Source organism: Pseudomonas sp. NPDC096917 (genome assembly GCF_044762555.1).
GTDB lineage: Bacteria > Pseudomonadota > Gammaproteobacteria > Pseudomonadales > Pseudomonadaceae > Aquipseudomonas.
Window position 1 is genome coordinate 218,686 of sequence record NZ_JBIWEO010000004.1, and the last position, 18,177, is coordinate 236,862.

Annotated in this window: 19 protein-coding genes; 9 read left to right on the top strand and 10 right to left on the bottom strand. The window is 57.5% G+C overall.

Annotation, left to right across the window (positions count from 1 at the left end; genetic code table 11):
- Positions 1-16: 16 nt before the first annotated feature.
- Entirely contained in the window at positions 17-451 is a 435-nt protein-coding gene (locus ACIQYF_RS07010; RefSeq protein WP_402858578.1) for a MarR family transcriptional regulator, read from the bottom strand.
- 116 nt (positions 452-567) lie between these two features.
- Positions 568-2,697, bottom strand: a complete 2,130-nt coding sequence (gene recQ / locus ACIQYF_RS07015; RefSeq protein ID WP_402858581.1) for a DNA helicase RecQ — start codon at positions 2,695-2,697, stop codon at positions 568-570.
- 272 nt (positions 2,698-2,969) lie between these two features.
- On the opposite strand from recQ, the gene ACIQYF_RS07020 reads away from it, so the two are divergent.
- Complete coding sequence (locus ACIQYF_RS07020; RefSeq protein ID WP_402858584.1) at positions 2,970-3,557, top strand: UPF0149 family protein; 588 nt, start codon at positions 2,970-2,972, stop codon at positions 3,555-3,557.
- A gap of 4 nt (positions 3,558-3,561) precedes the next feature.
- The gene (locus ACIQYF_RS07025) at positions 3,562-3,960 is read left to right on the top strand and encodes a YbaN family protein (protein ID WP_402858587.1); all 399 of its coding nucleotides are present in this window, start codon (positions 3,562-3,564) and stop codon (positions 3,958-3,960) included.
- A gap of 90 nt (positions 3,961-4,050) precedes the next feature.
- Here ACIQYF_RS07025 and ACIQYF_RS07030 read toward each other — a convergent pair whose 3' ends face one another.
- Positions 4,051-4,653 (bottom strand): tRNA-uridine aminocarboxypropyltransferase, encoded by a 603-nt coding sequence (locus ACIQYF_RS07030; RefSeq protein WP_402858590.1) that lies wholly within the window; start codon positions 4,651-4,653, stop codon positions 4,051-4,053.
- Positions 4,654-4,670: 17 nt separating this feature from the next.
- Positions 4,671-5,564 (bottom strand): LysR family transcriptional regulator, encoded by an 894-nt coding sequence (locus ACIQYF_RS07035; protein ID WP_402858593.1) that lies wholly within the window; start codon positions 5,562-5,564, stop codon positions 4,671-4,673.
- Between the two features lie 217 nt (positions 5,565-5,781).
- Between ACIQYF_RS07035 and speB the strand changes: the two genes are divergently transcribed.
- Genes speB through ACIQYF_RS07055 form a run of 4 tightly spaced genes read left to right on the top strand, consistent with a single transcriptional unit; the run spans position 5,782 to position 10,116 of the window.
- Positions 5,782-6,732 (top strand): agmatinase, encoded by a 951-nt coding sequence (gene speB / locus ACIQYF_RS07040; protein WP_402858596.1) that lies wholly within the window; start codon positions 5,782-5,784, stop codon positions 6,730-6,732.
- Between the two features lie 9 nt (positions 6,733-6,741).
- Positions 6,742-7,167, top strand: a complete 426-nt coding sequence (locus ACIQYF_RS07045) for a YybH family protein (RefSeq protein WP_402858599.1) — start codon at positions 6,742-6,744, stop codon at positions 7,165-7,167.
- Positions 7,168-7,188: 21 nt separating this feature from the next.
- Positions 7,189-8,700 (top strand): purine-cytosine permease family protein, encoded by a 1,512-nt coding sequence (locus ACIQYF_RS07050; protein WP_402858602.1) that lies wholly within the window; start codon positions 7,189-7,191, stop codon positions 8,698-8,700.
- A 36-nt stretch (positions 8,701-8,736) separates the two neighbouring features.
- Positions 8,737-10,116 (top strand): sodium:solute symporter, encoded by a 1,380-nt coding sequence (locus ACIQYF_RS07055; RefSeq protein WP_402858606.1) that lies wholly within the window; start codon positions 8,737-8,739, stop codon positions 10,114-10,116.
- Between the two features lie 148 nt (positions 10,117-10,264).
- Here ACIQYF_RS07055 and ACIQYF_RS07060 read toward each other — a convergent pair whose 3' ends face one another.
- Positions 10,265-10,390 (bottom strand): PA1414 family protein, encoded by a 126-nt coding sequence (locus tag ACIQYF_RS07060; protein WP_401093853.1) that lies wholly within the window; start codon positions 10,388-10,390, stop codon positions 10,265-10,267.
- Between the two features lie 126 nt (positions 10,391-10,516).
- On the bottom strand, positions 10,517-11,419 hold the full coding sequence (locus ACIQYF_RS07065; RefSeq protein ID WP_402858610.1) for a LysR substrate-binding domain-containing protein: 903 nt from the start codon (positions 11,417-11,419) through the stop codon (positions 10,517-10,519).
- 103 nt (positions 11,420-11,522) lie between these two features.
- On the opposite strand from ACIQYF_RS07065, the gene ACIQYF_RS07070 reads away from it, so the two are divergent.
- Positions 11,523-12,704, top strand: coding sequence for an MFS transporter (locus tag ACIQYF_RS07070; protein WP_402858613.1), 1,182 nt, complete (start codon positions 11,523-11,525; stop codon positions 12,702-12,704).
- Here ACIQYF_RS07070 and ACIQYF_RS07075 read toward each other — a convergent pair.
- The 3 genes from ACIQYF_RS07075 to ACIQYF_RS07085 form a co-directional block, all read right to left on the bottom strand.
- Positions 12,652-13,581 (bottom strand): DMT family transporter, encoded by a 930-nt coding sequence (locus tag ACIQYF_RS07075; protein ID WP_402858616.1) that lies wholly within the window; start codon positions 13,579-13,581, stop codon positions 12,652-12,654. The genes ACIQYF_RS07070 and ACIQYF_RS07075 overlap by 53 nt on opposite strands.
- Positions 13,582-13,639: 58 nt before the next feature.
- Positions 13,640-14,044: a DUF2177 family protein gene (locus ACIQYF_RS07080; RefSeq protein ID WP_402858619.1), complete on the bottom strand. Its 405-nt coding sequence runs from the start codon at positions 14,042-14,044 to the stop codon at positions 13,640-13,642.
- Between the two features lie 229 nt (positions 14,045-14,273).
- Positions 14,274-15,110: a S1 RNA-binding domain-containing protein gene (locus ACIQYF_RS07085; RefSeq protein WP_019410560.1), complete on the bottom strand. Its 837-nt coding sequence runs from the start codon at positions 15,108-15,110 to the stop codon at positions 14,274-14,276.
- 346 nt (positions 15,111-15,456) lie between these two features.
- On the opposite strand from ACIQYF_RS07085, the gene ACIQYF_RS07090 reads away from it, so the two are divergent.
- Together ACIQYF_RS07090 and ACIQYF_RS07095 are read left to right on the top strand one after the other, a co-directional pair.
- A complete protein-coding gene (locus ACIQYF_RS07090) occupies positions 15,457-15,636 on the top strand; it encodes a hypothetical protein (protein ID WP_019410559.1) in 180 nt (59 codons plus the stop codon).
- A 189-nt stretch (positions 15,637-15,825) separates the two neighbouring features.
- The gene (locus ACIQYF_RS07095) at positions 15,826-16,548 is read left to right on the top strand and encodes a TorF family putative porin (protein WP_402858623.1); all 723 of its coding nucleotides are present in this window, start codon (positions 15,826-15,828) and stop codon (positions 16,546-16,548) included.
- A 101-nt stretch (positions 16,549-16,649) separates the two neighbouring features.
- Here the strand turns inward: ACIQYF_RS07095 and ACIQYF_RS07100 are convergent, their stop codons facing one another.
- The gene (locus ACIQYF_RS07100) at positions 16,650-17,996 is read right to left on the bottom strand and encodes a DEAD/DEAH box helicase (RefSeq protein WP_402858626.1); all 1,347 of its coding nucleotides are present in this window, start codon (positions 17,994-17,996) and stop codon (positions 16,650-16,652) included.
- Positions 17,997-18,177: the final 181 nt, after the last annotated feature.

Sequence of the window (18,177 nt, forward strand, 5' to 3'; positions counted from 1 at the left end):
TGAGAAGCCTCGAAAATTATTGTTTCTCGAGGTTTTCCAGGATTCGCTTGTGCACGCGTAGACAGATGCGCTGCTCTTCTTCATCAACACCGACAAACAGCTCTTGGCGCAGCGCGCTGGCAATGGCCTCGATCTGTGCGATCAAAGGCCGTGCAGAATCACTTAAGACGATTTTCTTGGCCCGGCGATCTTCCAGCACCGCGTGGCGTTGCACCAGCCCTTGCGCTTCAAGGCTGTCGAGCAAGCGCGCCAGGGTCGGCCCTTCTACACCAACGCTCTGTGCCAACTCGCGTTGAGTCGGCACAGTGTCAAATCGCGCCAAATGCAGCAGTACCAGCCAGCGCGCTTGTGATAAGCCCAGACCGGCCAGGCGTCGATCCAGTTCAGCGCGCCAGCCACGGGACATTTGGGCCAGTTGCATACCAAAGCGGTGTTGATCGGTTAACGGCATAAAAAACTCAACGGTTAGACTGAAATAGAGTGAAACTAATTGTTAGTCAGCTAAGCATGGAGCTTGCTCATAGGCAAGGTCTATAAGTCAATCAATTCGTTACTTTCTGATAACCGTTACATCTCAAACTCGGATTGCAGAGCGGCGCGCACACAGTACAGCACGCCTTCGGGCACCCGCCCCTTGAACTGTTCGGCAATGCTGGCGACGCTTGGCAACTCGCCTTCGCCATCCAGGAACGCATCCTGCACTTCTTCCATCAGGTCTTCGGGCAAGTCCAGGGCCTGCTCCAGCGACAACTCCTGCCGACCGATGGCTTCTGCCAGCATCGTGTAGACGTTCTTTTCAGAGCATTGCAACTGCCCGGAAATCTGCAGCGGGGTCATACCGGCGCGCGCCAGGCTGATCAGTTCGTGGCGAATGTCCGCGACCACTTTCGGGGTGTCGGCCTGCCCGCCCAACACGTCGAGGAACGCCTCGCCGTAGCGCTCCAGCTTGCGCGCACCAATGCCACTGACCTTGGCCATGTCGGACAACGAAGTCGGCTGGCTGCGCAACATTTCGAGCAAGGTCGAATCGGGAAAGATGACGTAAGGCGGCACGCCATGCTCTTCAGCCAGCTTGCGCCGCAAGGCACGCAAGGCCTCCCACTGTTCGCGCTCGTCGCCACGAACCAATTGGCTGGCCGGACTGGCAGAACTGCTCTTGACCGAGGTTTGCGGCTTGAGCTCGCGACGCAGCTCCAGTGTCACTTCACCGCGTAGCAACGGGCGGCAGGTGTCGCTCAGACGCAACCCGCCATAACCTTCAATATCAATGTCAGCCAAACCACGGGCCACCAATTGACGGAACAGCGTGCGCCATTCGCCCTCTGCACGGGCTTTGCCAACACCGAACACCGACAGATGCTGATGCCCCATGCTGCGGGTTTTTTCGTTCTCACGGCCCAGCAACACGTCGATCAAGTGCCCGGTGCCATAACGCTGACCCGTACGGTATATCGCTGACAACGCCTGACGCGCAGGTTCGGTGGCGTCCCAGGTTTGCACGCCGTCGACGCAGTTGTCGCAATGCCCACAAGGCTGAGGCATGTCTTCATCAAAATAAGCGAGCAAGGTCTGACGACGGCAGCGGGTTTCTTCACACAGAGCCAACATGGCGTCGAGCTTATGGTGCTCCAGACGCTTGTGGCGCTCATCGCCTTCAGAGTTTTGCAGCATTTGCTTGAGCATCACCACATCTTGCAGGCCGTAGGCCATCCACGCGTCAGCCGGCAAACCGTCACGGCCTGCGCGCCCGGTTTCCTGGTAATAGGCCTCGAGGGATTTGGGCAGGTCCAGGTGGGCCACGAAGCGCACGTTGGATTTGTCGATGCCCATGCCGAACGCAATGGTCGCGACCATGATCAGCCCTTCCTCGTTGAGGAAGCGCTTTTGGTTGGCGGCACGCGTCTCGCTGGGCAAGCCCGCGTGATACGGCAGGGCCGGGAAACCTTGATCGCAGAGAAACTGCGCCACTTCGTCGACTTTTTTGCGCGACAGGCAATAGACGATGCCGGCATCGCTGCGCCGCTCAGAGAGAAATGCCAGCAACTGCTTGCGCGGCTGCTCTTTGGGCACAATGCGATAAAAAATATTCGGCCGGTCAAAGCTCGACAAAAAGCGCTCCGCGTCCTGCAGATGCAGACGGGTCACGATTTCTTCACGGGTCCGCTTGTCAGCCGTGGCAGTCAGGGCGATGCGCGGCACATGCGGAAACATTTCGGCCAGTTGGCCCAATTGCAGGTATTCGGGACGGAAGTCGTGCCCCCACTGCGACACACAATGCGCTTCATCAATGGCAAACAGGGCGATGTCCAGGCCCTGCAGAAACGCCATCATCCGCGGCTGCACCAGGCGCTCAGGCGCCAGGTAGAGCATTTTGACTTCGCCACGCTTGATACGGCTGGCCAGCTCTCGTTGCTGTTCAGCGCTCAGCGTCGAGTTCAGGGCGGCGGCGGCCACTCCCAGCTCTTCAAGCGTGGCCACCTGATCATCCATCAGCGCGATCAACGGCGAGACCACTACCGCCAGTCCATCGCGCAGCAAGGCCGGCACCTGAAAGCACAAGGACTTGCCGCCGCCGGTGGGCATCAGCACTAAAGCGTCGCCACCACTGGCCACGCGCTCAATAATGTCACCTTGTCGGCCACGGAAACTGTCGTAGCCGAAGATGTCTTTGAGTACGCGTTGAGCCTGTTCGAGCATAGAAACTCCAGAAATCGCCGAAACACCCCTGCGCCAGCGGGATCCGGCGCGGCCGCAAGCATCTGAAAAAGCTCGGGCGCAGGGCGCTGGATCCGCTGCATGAACCGCAGGGCATCACAAAACGCGGCAGTATACCCGAGCACTCCCTCGCGCAGGGCGCTCTGATTGCAGTGCCGATCACCGGGAAGTGATGGCAAATGTGCCCTGCGACTGGCTTGGAAGCTCAAGAAAGCCTAGAATTCGTTATTGTTTATTTTCTAGGTAGTCCTTCAATGTCCTTCGCTGAGCAACTAACCCGCCTGCAAGCCTTCCTCGACGCTGACGAGCTGCATGACGAGGCGCTGGACTACGTAGCCACTCACGGCTACCTGACGGCTCTTTCCATCTGCAGCGAAGAAGTCCCTGAGCGCGAGTGGATTGATGCGATCTTCTCCGAAGCCCCGCATTACAAGGACGACGCCCAGCGCGCCGAGATCGAAGGCACCCTCATTCAACTCAAGGCGCACATCGCTCGCCAACTGGCTTCGGATGAAGAATTCGAACTGCCCTGCGATCTGGATCTGGGCGACGAGCCAGACGATTCCGATTTGCGCGGCTGGTGTGTCGGTTTCATGGAAGGCGTTTTCATGCGCGAAGCCGCCTGGTTCGAAACCGCCGAAGAAGAAGTCAGCGAGATGCTGCTGCCGATCATGGTGGGGTCGGGTCTGTTCGACGACCAGCCTGAATTCGCTGACATCGCTCAGGACGCCAACCTGATGGACGACATGATTGTCCAGATCCCGGAAGCCCTGACCGCTTTGTACCTGCTGTGCAACGCACCTGACGAAAAGCCGGCCATCCTCAAGCCGCGTCATCACTGATTCAGTGACTCAACCCCCTTTCAACAGCCGTTCGCGGCTGTTGCGCTATGTTCTGTTTGCCATTGGCTGGCTGAGCGTAGTGCTGGGGGTTATTGGTATCTTCCTGCCAGTTTTACCTACTACCCCCTTTCTGTTATTGGCTACCGCCTGCTTTGCGCGCAGTTCTCCGCGCTTTTACCAATGGCTGGTCGAGCATCCTCGGCTGGGGCCATGGATCCGTGATTATCTGGACGGCAACGGCATTCCGCTCAAGGGCAAGGTCTACGCCATTGGGTTGATGTGGCTGAGCATTGGCGTGTCTTGCTTCCTGGTGCCATTGCCGTGGGCACGCGGCTTTATGCTGACCAGCGCGGTGCTGGTGAGCATTTACATCCTGCGGCAAAAAACCCTGGAAAAGCGTTAAGCCGCTCTCTGTTTTGGGTGGGAGCTGCCAAAGGCTGCGATCTTTTGAGGGTTGAAAGATCGAAGCCTCCGCCAGCTCCCACAAATGGCGTTACTGCGATTTATCGCCATGGTTACGCTGATAAGTCTCAGCGCCCATGGCTTCTATTTGCCCTCCGATCAGCGCTTCAAACGGGCGCAGCAGAGGGGCGAATGAAGCGGGCGCTTCGAGAATGTCCAGCGCCTGCACGATGGCTTCCACGGTCGACAAGGCGCCCGGCCCAGGGGCTTTACGCAGCCGATAACGCGATTGCGCGCCTTCGGGCAAGGTCACGCGGGGTAGTTGCGCCAGCAATGGGTTGAGGTGCAGCAGCTTGCGCGCTTTGCGCCATGTGCCATCCGGCACCACCAGCAACAGCGGTTGCTCCTCGCCAATACCCGGCTGGAGCAATTGCGCGCCCTCCCCCGGAAACAACAAGCACGCCTGATACTCCGGCGGGCTGAGCATGCTCTGCAGGTCCTCAAACACTTCGCCCACTCGCAACTCGGCATTGCTCAACCCCAAGGCTGCCAGACGCGCAGTGTTCAGCGCATGGTTGACCTCACTCGGATGCTGTAACAACAAGACACGGGTGCGGCTGTGCAATTGTGGGATCAATTCGCACAGGCAGTGCGTTTGCGGGCGCAAGCAGCGAGGGCATTGTGCTCGGGACATAGAGGTAAAGCTCTCGTTCAGGGTTGATTGAGCTGCGCTTTGAGCAGATCACGGAAGGTTTGGATCAGCGGCTCTCGACTGCGGCCACGGCGTACGATCATTGAAAACGGTGCCTGATAACCAAAGGTCGCTGGCAGCAGCACGCGCAAGTCGCCCTTTTCTACCCAAGGCTCGGCGTAATGCTCGGGCAAGTAGCCAATATAAGCACCCGACAGCACCAGAATCAGTTGCGCCTCCATGCTGTCGACGGTTGCTGCACTGTGCTTGAAGCCGTGCCGCGCCAGTTCGGCCTGGCTCCAGTAACCGCGTCCGACCATGCGCTGCTGAGTAATCACCGGCTCGGGAATCCGCCGCTCGCTGAACAGAGGATGCCGCGTGCTGCAATACAACCAGTGTTGCTCGCGATACAGCGGCTGATAGACCAGACCGCTCATGCGCGAAGAAAATGCGCCAATGGCCAAGTCCAACCGATTGTCTTGCACACCCAGCTGCAATTCGTAGGGGCTCATGACTGACAAATGCAGGTGCACGGCCGGGTGCTCCTGGCTGTAGGCGCCAATGGCCTCGGCAAAGGGCAAGGCCTTATCGCTGACGGTGGAATCAATGACACCCAGATTGAGCGTGCCGCGCAGTTCGCCCTTGAGCGCGGCGGCATATTGCTCAAAGCCCTCCAGCTCGCCTAACAGGCGCAAGGTTTCCTGATGAAACAATTCGCCTTTGCTGGTCAGGGTGAACCCGCCTCGACCGCGATGGCACAGCACCAGCCCCAGTTTGGACTCAAGCTGGCTCATGTAGGTGCTGATGGCCGAGGTCGACAGGTTGAGTGCCTGCTGCGCATTGGCGAAACCCTGATGCCTGACCACGCTGGCAAAAATTCTTAATAGTTTTAGATCGGGTAAAGCGTTGCTCATGAATGACTCACTTTCTACATCTGTCTTGGGGGCGAGCTGGCCTCAGCTCGCTCCTACGGGCGATGTTGAGCCTAAATTTTGAGGCCCAAGTCTAACCCGAGCCTTGCCCTTAGTTTAGAAAAACCTGAAGTAAGTATTTGCCCGCAGGGATTCTTCCCGGCGCGCCCCTTTCGCAGAATCGGCCGCAATAACCACAACAGACGACGAGGCCTATCCCGTGGAAAAAATTCTTCATCAACCACTGGGCGGTAATGAAATGCCGCGCTTCGCCGGCATCGCCACCATGATGCGCCTGCCGCACCTGCAATCGGCCGCTGGCCTGGACGCTGCCTTTATTGGCGTACCTCTGGACATCGGTACTTCGTTGCGCGCCGGTACCCGTTTTGGTCCGCGCGAGATCCGCGCCGAGTCAGTGATGATCCGCCCTTACAACATGGCCACAGGGGCTGCGCCATTTGACTCGCTGTCGGTGGCCGACATCGGCGATGTGGCAATCAATACCTTCAATCTGCTGGACGCTGTGCGCATCATCGAAGAAGCCTACGACGAAATCCTTGAGCACAATGTCATCCCGCTGACCCTGGGCGGGGATCACACCATCACCCTGCCGATCCTGCGGGCCATTCATAAGAAGCACGGCAAGGTCGGCCTGGTGCATATCGATGCGCACGCTGATGTGAACGATCACATGTTTGGCGAGAAAATCGCCCACGGCACCACGTTCCGCCGCGCCGTAGAAGAAGGCTTGCTGGACTGTGACCGGGTCGTGCAAATCGGCCTGCGCGCCCAGGGCTACACCGCTGAAGACTTCAACTGGAGCCGAAAACAAGGTTTCCGCGTGGTTCAGGCTGAAGAGTGCTGGCACAAATCCTTGGCCCCGCTGATGGCTGAAGTACGGGAAAAAGTCGGCGATGGTCCGGTGTACCTGAGCTTTGACATCGACGGTATCGACCCTGCATGGGCTCCCGGCACCGGCACACCGGAAATCGGCGGACTGACCACCATTCAAGCCATTGAGGTGATTCGCGGCTGCCAAGGCCTCGACCTGATCGGCTGCGATCTGGTAGAAGTCTCGCCGCCGTACGACACCACCGGCAACACCTCGTTGCTGGGCGCAAACCTGCTCTACGAAATGCTCTGCGTATTGCCCGGCGTAGCCCATCGCTGAGGCCCGCTCATGAGCGCACACGATGAGGTTTTAAGCGCTGCCGCCGATCTGGTGTCAGCCTTCGCCCGCAATGATCGCGAGGCTTACTTCGGCGCCTTCAGCGTAGATGCCAGCTTTGTGTTTTACACCTTGCCCCAGCCACTGCTGAGTCGCGATGCCTACCAGGCGTTGTGGGACAGCTGGCGGCAGGAGGAAGGGTTCGAGGTGCTGTCGTGCACCTCGAGTAACGCTTTTGTCAGCCTGCAAGGTGACATGGCGATTTTTGTGCATGACGTGGCCACCGAGCTGCGCATGCAAGGGGAGCAATTCTTTAGCCAGGAGCGCGAGACCATTGTCTTCAAGAGACAACGGTCTGGCACACAAGAACAAGAAGGCCTGTGGCTGGCCTGTCACGAACATTTATCCGCTATGCCGGAAGGGCTGCCGCCCCCTTAGCCAATGTGATCGGAGATGATCATGAATAATAAAAATAACCAAAATACTGTGCGTCAAATTGAAACCCACGGCGTCGAACAGATTCCGGACAACGAGCGCAATGCCAGACCCAGCGATTTGTTTCGACTGATTTTCGGCGGCGCCAATACCTTTGCCACTGCAGTGCTGGGCAGTTTTGCGGTGCTGTTTGGCTTGTCGTTCCAGGCCGGCGCCTGCGCCATTGTGCTGGGCGTGTTGCTGGGCTCAGTGATCCTGGCACCGATGGGCCTGTTCGGCCCGATCAATGGCACGAGCAACGCAGTGTCTTCAGGGGCGCACTTTGGTGTGCACGGACGAATTGTCGGCTCGTTTCTCTCGTTGCTCACAGCCATCGCCTTCTTCTCACTGTCGGTGTGGAGTTCCGGTGATGCGTTGATCGGAGGGGCCAAACGGATGATCGGTCTTCCAGAGACCGACCTTACCCTGGGCCTGGCCTACGGCGTGTTCGCGATTCTGGTTCTGACGGTGTGCATCTATGGCTTCCGCTTTATGCTGTGGGTCAACCGCATTGCCGTATGGGCCGCCAGCTTGCTGTTTCTGCTGGGCATCTTCGCCTTTGCTCCCACGTTTGATAGCCATTTCGCGGGCACGGTGGCGATCGGCCAAACCGGTTTCTGGGCCGCTTTTATCGGGGCGGCGCTGGTGGCGATGAGCAACCCGATCTCCTTCGGCGCCTTCCTCGGCGACTGGTCACGCTACATCCCGCGCAACACCCCGAAACGGCGAATCATGCTGGCGGTGATTGCGGCTCAAATCGCCACCTTGATCCCGTTTCTGTTTGGCCTGGCCACGGCGACCATCGTCGCCAGCAAGGCGCCGGACTATATTGCGGCCAATAACTATGTGGGTGGCCTGCTGGCCGTGGCCCCGAGCTGGTTCTTCCTGCCGGTGTGCCTGATCGCGCTGATCGGCGGCATGTCCACCGGGACCACATCGCTGTATGGCACCGGCCTGGACTTGTCCAGTGTGTTTCCACGAGTGCTCTCACGGGTAAAAGCGACGTTGCTGATCGGCGTGCTGTCGATTGCCTTCATCTTTATCGGACGCTTCGCGGCGAACCTGGTGCAAAGCGTGTCGACCTTCGCCGTGTTGATCATCACCTGCACCACGCCATGGATGGTGATCATGATCATCGGCCTGATCGTGCGGCGCGGTTTCTATTGCTCGGATGACTTGCAAGTCTTCACCCGTGGCGAAAGTGGCGGCCGTTACTGGTTCAAGCAGGGCTGGAACTGGCGCGGTCTGGGCGCCTGGATCCCCAGCGCGCTGGTGGGCCTGTGCTTCGTCAACCTGCCGGGGCAGTTCGTCGGGCCGCTGGGCAATCTGGCCGAAGGCATTGATATCAGCTTGCCAGTAACCCTCGGGTTGGCGTCGCTGGTGTACCTGGCTCTGCTCAGTCTGTTCCCGGAACCTGCAGCGGTGTTCGCACCCAACGATTCACGGGGCACGCCCAAGACCACAGCCAACAACCCGGTGAAGCCACACACCGCCTGACCGCCTCATAAAAAAAATAATCGGAGACTTGCCATCATGGCTTTAGATCTACTCGTCGTCCTTATCTACGCTGCGGCCATGCTGGTGCTGGGTTACTACGGCATGCGCAAGGCAAAAACCCACGAAGACTATTTGGTCGCAGGACGCAACCTGGGTCCGACGCTGTACATGGGCACCATGGCCGCCACCGTGCTGGGCGGCGCGTCGACCGTCGGCACCGTGCGCTTGGGTTATGTACACGGCATTTCGGGTTTCTGGCTGTGTGCAGCCCTGGGTTGCGGGATCATCGCGCTCAACCTGTTTCTGGCCAAGCCGCTGCTCAAGCTGAAAATCTTCACCGTGACCCAAGTGCTGGAGAAGCGTTACAACCCGATGGCCCGCCAGGCCAGCGCGGTGATCATGCTGGCTTATGCTCTGATGATCGGCGTGACCTCGATTCTGGCCATCGGCACCGTGCTTGAAGTGCTGTTCGGGCTGCCGTTCTGGGTCTCGGTTCTGCTCGGCGGCGGTGTGGTCGTGGTGTATTCGACCATCGGCGGTATGTGGTCGCTGACCCTGACCGACATCGTGCAATTTGTGATCAAGACCGTGGGCCTGATGTTCGTCCTGCTGCCGATTTGCATGTACCGCGTCGGTGGCTGGGAAGAACTGGTGAGCAAGCTGCCTGCGTCGAACTTCAGCTTCACCAGCATCGGCTGGGACACGATCATTACCTACTTCATGATTTACTTTTTCGGGATTCTGATCGGCCAGGACATTTGGCAACGAGTGTTTACCGCCAAAACAGCCAAGGTGGCCAAGTACGCCGGCACGTTCGCAGGCTTCTATTGCATTGTGTACGGCCTGACCTGCGCGCTGATCGGCATGGCTGCCCATGTGTTGATCCCGGACCTGGACAACGTCAACAATGCGTTTGCGGCCATCGTTAAAGTGTCGCTGCCCGATGGTATTCGCGGGCTGGTGATTGCAGCGGCGCTGGCAGCCATGATGTCGACCGCCAGTGCAGGCTTGCTCGCAGCATCCACGGTATTGACCGAAGACCTGCTGCCCACGTTGCGCGGCGGCAAGCAATCAAACCTGAAGATCAACCGCCTCTTCACCCTGCTCACCGGCTTTGCGGTGCTGGCTATCGCCCTGGTGGTCAACGATGTGATCAGCGCCCTTACGCTGGCCTACAACCTGTTGGTTGGCGGCATGCTGGTGCCATTGATCGGGGCGATTTACTGGAAGCGCGCCACCACCGCAGGCGCCATCAGCAGCATGAGCCTGGGTTTTATTACGGCACTGGTGTTTATGTTCAAGGATGGCCTGGACGCCAACACCCCCATCTACTACAGCCTGGGCGTAGCGCTTGTCAGTTTTATCGTGGTCAGCCTGCTGGATCGACGCCCCGCCACACTGGCCAGCGCCGTCTGATACACGCGCTCTTCAGGGGGTACGACGTCGGAGGTCGTGCCCCTTTTTTTCAATGCAGTATTCGTATTACCAGCCTGGAGCCTTGGCTGCCTTGCAGCCAAGAATCAGCAGACCTCAAAAACACGCGCTCTGTTACGCAACTCAAACCTTAGCGGCGACGTTGCGGGCGGCGACGTGGATCTTCGACCGGAATCGGTACCGGTTGTAACGGCGGCTCAATCAGGCCCAGTGCAACACCGACGTCATGCAGCCAATTTTTCAGTTTGTCTTTCATATTTCCCCCTTGGGGCCACTCTGGCGACAGGATTCTGTTGTCGCTTCGTACAGATAATAGTCCTAAGTCCTACAAGATGCTTGCTTAAGGTCAATGAACTTTAGGCTAATTGCGCCCCTTGTGGACTCACGCCGATGCCAATCGTTGCACTGCAATAGCACTGTTTTTCAGCGGTGACGTCTGCTGCAGCTCTATCCACGCATTCAAGTTGGCGCCCAGCATGCCTTTTCGCCACATCAACCACGTAGTGGCGGTGGCAAAAGGTTGTTTCAAGGGATGTACACCGACATTTTCACGCCCCGGCAAACTGGCCAGCATCGAGGCGGGCATCAGCGCTACACCCGACCCGGCGACCACACAGGCCAGCATGCCCTGATAGGACTCGATCTCCATGACTCGGCCCATGGCCGCCCGATCACTGGCGTACCAGGCTTCAAGGCGCGCCCGATAGGAGCAGCCTTGGCGGAAAGCAAATACTTCCTGCCCTTGCACGTCCTGGGCCCGGGTAATGGGCGGGTGATCCAGATCACTGATCAGCACCAGTTGTTCTTCACAAAACTCAACGCCATCCAGCCCGGCCAACTCCAGCGGGCCGTCCACCAGCGCGGCGTCCAGACGGCCCGTCAGCAAACCCTCAAGCAATTCGCCGCTGGGCGCCGATTGCACATGCAGGTTCACCGCCGGGTAGGTGCGGTGATAACACGCCAGCAAACTGGGCAAATGAATCGCAGCCGTGCTGTACATAGTACCGAGGGTGAATTTACCCGATGGCACCCCGCCCTGCACCGCGCTCAAGGCTTCATCGTGCAGGGCAAACAGGCGCGCCGTGTAATCGAGCAGCACTTTGCCAGCCGTCGACAATTGTAGGCGTTGGCGCTCGCGTATAAACAATTCGACCCCCATCTGCTCCTCCAACTGCTTGAGCCGGGTCGACAGGTTGGAGGGCACTCTGTGCAGACGCTCAGCCGCACGGGTGATCGAACCTTCTTCGGCAACCGCCTGAAAAATCCGTAATTGGCTGAACTCCACAACATTCTCCATAACTGAACAAGTTACTCACTATTATTCAATTTTAGAGAAAGTCAATAACCACTAGCCTGACGGTCATTGTCCCACCGCAGGAATCATCACCATGTCGCCAGTGACCCGCTTACTCGCCAGCTTTATCGCACTCATGATGGCCATGGGGATTGGCCGTTTCTCACTGACTCCGCAACTGCCGCACTTGATCAGCGAGGGCCAGATCGACCTGACCGGCGCAGGTTTGATTGCGGCCGCCAACTACCTGGGGTATTTAATCGGCGCACTGGACGCCATTCGCGCCAAACGCCCGGAGCAAGTGCGTGATCGCCTGCATCTCGGGTTGTGGCTGTGTGTGCTGCTGACGCTGGTTTCGTATTGGGCCCAAGGTTTTTGGCCGCACTTGCTGTTGCGCTTTGGCGCCGGAGTAGCCAGTGCCTGGGTCATGGTGATGATCACCTCGCTCAGCCAGCAAATCGCCGTTAGCGCTAATCGTCCTCGCCTGGGGGCTCTGGTGTTCGCCGGACCTGGCGCAGGCGTGCTCCTCACCGGCTTGCTGGCGCTGCTCGCCACTGTATGGGGGCAAAACTCGTCCATGCTATGGCTGATCTATGCAGTCGCAGCACTGCTTATGATGCTGGTGATTATGCCGATCCTGCCGCAATCGAGCCCACTCGCCTCCCCGGTGCAGGCTGCGTCCTCGGGCACTCGTCACCCCGGCATCAGCCGCCTGGGGGCGATTTATGGCTTGTATGGCTTGGGCTATATCATCCCGGCAACGTTTTTGTCGCAAATGGCCAGCGCCCAATTTCATGGCCAGTGGCAAGCCGATTTGTTTTGGCCAGCCTTTGGATTGTGCGCGGCGATTGGCGTGCTACTGATCAGTTTTCATCGCCCCTCGCCTCGTACCACGCGCCAGTGGCTGATGGCGGCGCTATGGCTTCAGGCTGCGGGCGTTCTGGCCTGCTTGTTACCCAGCCGGGCAGGTCTGGCGCTGGGCGTGATCCTGTGCGGTACGCCATTCCTGGCCTGCATGGCGCTGGTGATGCAAAGTTCAAGGGACATTGCGCCGCATGCCACCCAGCGCAATGCCGCCTTACTGACCGCCTGTTTTGCCGTAGGCCAGTTGTGCGGTCCGTTGCTGGCGGCCCTCAGCAGTCACTTCAGTGGCAGCCTGCACCCGGCGCTGATCATCGCCGCCAGCGGGTTGTTGCTGGCCGGGGGACTGGCTTTGCAGTTGATCAACTTTGCAGCAGTGCGCGCAACTTGCGACGTGCCCACTGCTCCGCGCTGACAAACGTGATGCCGAGCAATACCAGCACTGCGCCCACGGCGAAGTTGAAACTCAAAGGCTCACCCAGCAACAAGACACCGAAAGTCACCCCGAACAGGGGTGTCATAAACGAAAATACCGCCAGATTGGAGGCCAGATAACGTTTGAGCAGCCAGAACCACACCAGGTAACTGAAGAACGACACCACCAGCCCTTGAAACAACACGCTGCCCACGGCCACTGGCGTCAGGCTGAAATGAGTGATTTGCCCGCTAAAAAGAGCAATCACCAGCAGCCCGACAAAACCAACCATCAATTGGTAAAACAGGGTCAATGTGACGGGGGCTTCAGACAGCCTGGACCCGCGTATGACCACAGTAGTGACGCCCCAGGCCATGCCTGCAAGGATTGCGCAGGTATCACCCAGCAGCATGTCGCGGTCCATGTCGGCAAACGAAATCCCGCCAGCAAAGGAGAAGGCTATCCCCAGGAACGCGAGGAAGATCCCTAGCCATTGCAACGGCCGCAGACGTTCACTGGGCAACAACCAGTTCACGCCAAGCGCAGTAAAAATAGGTGCGGTATAGAGGAACACTGACATATGGGCAGCGGTGGTCAGCTGCAGACCCTTGGCGATAAAGAAGAACTCCAGGCCGAACAAAGCGCCTGCCAGCAAGCCGCCACGCCAGGTACTCGGCACCTGGCTCCAGCCGCCCTTCCAGCAAATCACCAGGCCCACCAGCAGCGCCGAAATGCCGGAGCGCGCTGCGGCCTGCAGGACGGGTGAAATGTCGGGTGCTGCGACCTTGATCATTACCTGCTGCATGCCCCAGATCAGGCACAGACCCAACATGACTTGCAGTGCGAACGCATCCGTTGCTCGCCGCGAAACACTCATAGCTACACCCAAAAAGATCAAAGACAGCGCAGAAAACGACGTGTCAAAAAGGAATGAATCAAGCCGTCAGTTTGCGTGCTGTCCAATAGCCCGACAACGATGCCAGGCACGTCAGCAGTGCGCCCCAGGCCATGTCCATCAAGGCCAGTTGGGCAGACCAGCCTTGCAGGGTTGCCCAGTTGCTCAAGTCGTAAGTGCCATAAGCAACCAGCCCAAAGAAGGCGCCCATCAGTGCAGCTCTGCGGGCACTGCCGCGAGCGAGGGCGGGCAACACAACGAAACACACAACGCCCAGCACATACAGCACGTAGAACGCCGTCGCGGGGCCCCACTCGGGTTGTGCCAGCATCAACGTACCCAATAGTTCTTTATAGGTAGAACTCATGAGCACGCCCAGCCAAAGGCCGTCAAGCACCAGAAAAGCCAGCAATGCACCGACATACGCCCACACTACTTTTCTCATGCCGCACCCCCTTTTTGCCGTTGTTGTTATGGAATAGCTATGACACCCAAGGTTACATGAGCACGCCACTGCCTGTGGACGCCTGGTTTGCCAGCGATGCAGACGAGGCGGCTTTTCTGAAGAAAAGCGCCTGTTTCATCGCGGGCAAGCCCGCTCCCACAGGGCATATGTCGAGCCAGCAGAACTCCACAGGTCGCAATCGCCCACCTGTTTTTCGTTTGCCGCTGCCTCAGACCAGCTCGATACGGTCCGGGTGGATCGCAATCTTGCCTTCTTTATAAAGCGAGCCGATGGCTTTTTTAAAGTTGCCCTTACTGACACCAAACAGGCTGCTGATCAGTTCGGGAGCACTTTTATCGCTGACCGGCAGCACGCCATTGTTTTCACGCAACTTGCTAAGGATCTTGGAGTTCAGGCTGCTGGCGGCTTCCTGGCCTACGGGTTGCAGGCTCAGGCTGATCTTGCCGTCAGCGCGAACTTCCTTGATGAAGCCTTTTTCTTGCTTGCCCGCACGCAAAAACTTGAACACTTCGTTTTTGTGAATCAAACCCCAGTGCTTATTGTTGATCACGGCTTTAAAGCCCATGTCGGTGGCTTCGGCCACCAGCAGATCAACTTCCTGGCCGACCTGATAATTGGCCGGAGTTTTGTCCAGGTAACGATCCAGGCGGGCCGTGGCCGTGATGCGACGAGTGTGCTTGTCGAGGTAGACGTGCACCACTACGTATTCGCCGGCGGTCATCTGGCGCTTTTCTTCGGAGTACGGCAATAGCAAATCTTTCGGCAGGCCCCAATCAAGGAATACACCGATGCTATTAACTTCGACGACTTTAAGACTGGCAAACTCACCGACCTGAACTTTTGGTTTTTCAGTGGTGGCAATTAACTTGTCAGCACTGTCCAAATAAACAAATACATTGAGCCAGTCTTCATCTTCACTGGGAATATCTTTGGGTATATAACGATTGGGCAACAGAATTTCGCCGTCAGCCCCACCATCTAAATACAAACCGAAGTTTGTATGTTTCACCACTTGCAAACTGTTGTAGCGACCGATTAAAGCCATGTCCAATACCCTCATTACGTGGGCAGCATTCTACCCGAGTTTAGAGGAGTGAATTGGAGCGACGCAGCCCGGTGTTGAATTTTTTTGCAAAACGCCTGATTTATCAGGATTTTTTGCAGCGCCTCACACACCATTCGTCAGCCTGCGACAACCCTCAGGCCACGCGAATGACCTCAAATCACCCACCCTGTTCTTAATTAAAACAGCGAGTTAGCAGGTTATTGCGCGGCTGTTTATGCCCATGATTATGCTCCCTTATTATTTTAGGAAGATATTTAACAAGCAATTGTCAAGTATTTCAGGTACTCTCGTTGACCAAGTTATTTTCTACAGGTCAATAGCCGCCATGCGTGTAAAAGCATCCGCCAGCAAAGCAAAGCCAGCTCCCGCTGTTGAAACCAGTGATTCAATCAATGCGCAAATTGCCGCATTCTTGAAGTCGGGTGGCGAGATCCAGCAAATTGATAAAGGTGTCAGCGGCCAAACTTTCGGCCCGTCCAAGCAAATTACGCTGGGCAAAAAGTAATACCCCCGCGTCATCTGGTCCTCATGCGCTTTGCCTTCCCAAAGCGCTAGGACTCTCGAATTACCCCGCCCCCTCAAATCGAGAAATCGACGAACGGTACTCACCTACCGGCATTCATCCGTATTCTTAAACCCCTCTAGATCAAGCCTTCGAGCCAATCACTGCATCCAGCTGTCAAGGGAGTGAACCATGCTCACACGGGCTTTACTGCTCACAGGGACCTTGCTGACCAGTGCGATTGTAAATGCGCAGGTGTTTTCGCGTGAGCTTGGCGATTTTGACCTCAAGCTGGGTACCCAGCCGAGCCGCAGCATGGCACAGGGACTGGTCAAGCCCACCAGCCCCGGTTCGACCTTTCATGGCGGACTGGACCTGACGCATGACAGCGGCTGGTACGCTGGCCAATGGGCACCCACCATGGGGATCAAGCCAGGCAGCAACCTCGAAGTCGACTCCTACCTGGGTTACAAACACCCTTTCGACAAGACTCTGAGCTACGAACTGGGGATGATTCACTACAGCTACCCCAAGGTCAGGCCCATGGACAGCCAGCAGTTTTATGCCGGCCTCACACTGCTGGGCACTCGTTTGGGTGCCGCATTCAGTAATGACCCAGACCGGCGCGACAGCACTGTCTTTGCGGACCTTGGCGTCAATCGCCCCTTCGGCATCGGCGTCAGCATGAAATACACCACCCACCAATTGGGCACACCGGTGTCCCTCGCCGAGGGCGGCAACGTGCATGCTTTCAACGATTGGTCGATCACCTTCTCGCGGCCCTGGATGGGCATAGACCTGAACGTGATCTACAGCGACTCAAGCCTCGACGGGGGTGAGTGCTCTGCCTATTCAGGGCAGAACGCGCAGTGTGATGGCTTGTTGACGTTCAAGGCTGAACGCACGTTTTACTGAAGGAAAAACGTCAAGCGGACCCTGATGGAACGAGCTTGCTCGCGGTCTTTTGATTTTTAAAAGATCGCAAGCAAGCTGGTTCCTACAGTAAAAAGCGGGCTTTACTCAGCCGCTGGTGCTTCAGGCTTGCGGCGCTTGAGCGGAGCCATGCCGTCTTTACTGACCAGCGACAGCGCGTCGGTCTTAGGACGGTTAGCGATCTTGCGCTTGGTCGGAGCCTTGGCACCCGACTTCTTCTTGACGCCCTTGGCGTCGGTCTTTTTCTTCTTCACGCCAACAGCCTTGCCGGAGGCCTTGACGTTTTTCGGTCCGCCGTAGGTGCCTTTGACTTCCTTGATGGTGCGGCGCTCGAAGCTTTGCTTCAGGTAACGCTCAATGCTGGACATCAGGTTCCAGTCACCGTGACAGATCAGAGAGATTGCCAGGCCATCGTTGCCAGCACGACCGGTACGACCAATGCGGTGAACGTATTCGTCGCCGCTGCGCGGCATGTCGAAGTTGATCACCAGATCCAGACCTTCAACGTCCAGGCCACGCGCCGCCACGTCCGTGGCGACCAGGATCTTGACGCCGCCCTGTTTCAGACGGTCGATAGCCAGCTTGCGGTCCTTTTGATCCTTCTCACCGTGCAAGACAAACGCCTTGTACTCCTGAGCCACCAGACGACCGTAGATACGGTCCGCCATGGCGCGGGTGTTAGTGAAAACGATGGCTTTCTGGTAGGTCTCGTTGGCCAGCAGCCAGTTAAGAATCTGCTCTTTGTGCTGGTTGTGGTCAGCGGTGATGATCTGCTGACGCGTGGTCGCGTTCAGTTGGCTGACCTGATTGAGCTGCAAGTGCTCAGGGTTGTTCAGCACCTTGCCGATCATGTCGCGCAGGCCCGAACCACCCGTGGTGGCCGAGAACAGCATGGTTTGCTGACGGTTCGGGCACTCATCAACCAGACGCTGAACGTCTTCGGAGAAGCCCATGTCGAGCATGCGGTCAGCTTCGTCGAGCACCAGCACTTCGACTTCTTTCAAGTCCAGGTTGCCCGCGTTCAGTTGCTCCAGCAAACGGCCGGGCGTACCGATCAGAATATCCGGCACCTTGCGCAGCATGGCTGCCTGAACCTTGAAGTCTTCACCACCGGTGATCAAACCGGACTTGATGAACGTGAACTGTGAAAAACGCTCAACTTCTTTCAGCGTTTGCTGAGCCAACTCACGGGTTGGCAGCAAAATCAACGCTTTGATGCTGACACGGATCTTGGCTGGACCAATCAGGCGATTGAGAATCGGCAGGACGAAAGCGGCGGTTTTGCCACTTCCGGTTTGAGCTGTAACCCGCAGGTCACGCCCTTCGAGCGCGAGCGGAATGGCCGCTGCCTGCACAGGTGTAGGCTCGACAAATTTAAGCTCGGCCACAGCTTTAAGCAGGCGTTCGTGCAGGGCGAAATCGGAAAACACGGGTGCTACCTCGAAGAAATACAAAAAATCAGCGGCATAGAGTAACGGTTTCGAGCGCTCAGGCCGAGTCTCTTTGCACGAACGGCGCGAAACAAATGATTTTTTAAGGTCTTTAGTCCAATCCAAGCCCCTAAATGGCCCTGAGATGCTCTAATCCCGGGGCCATTTCTTTCTGGGATAA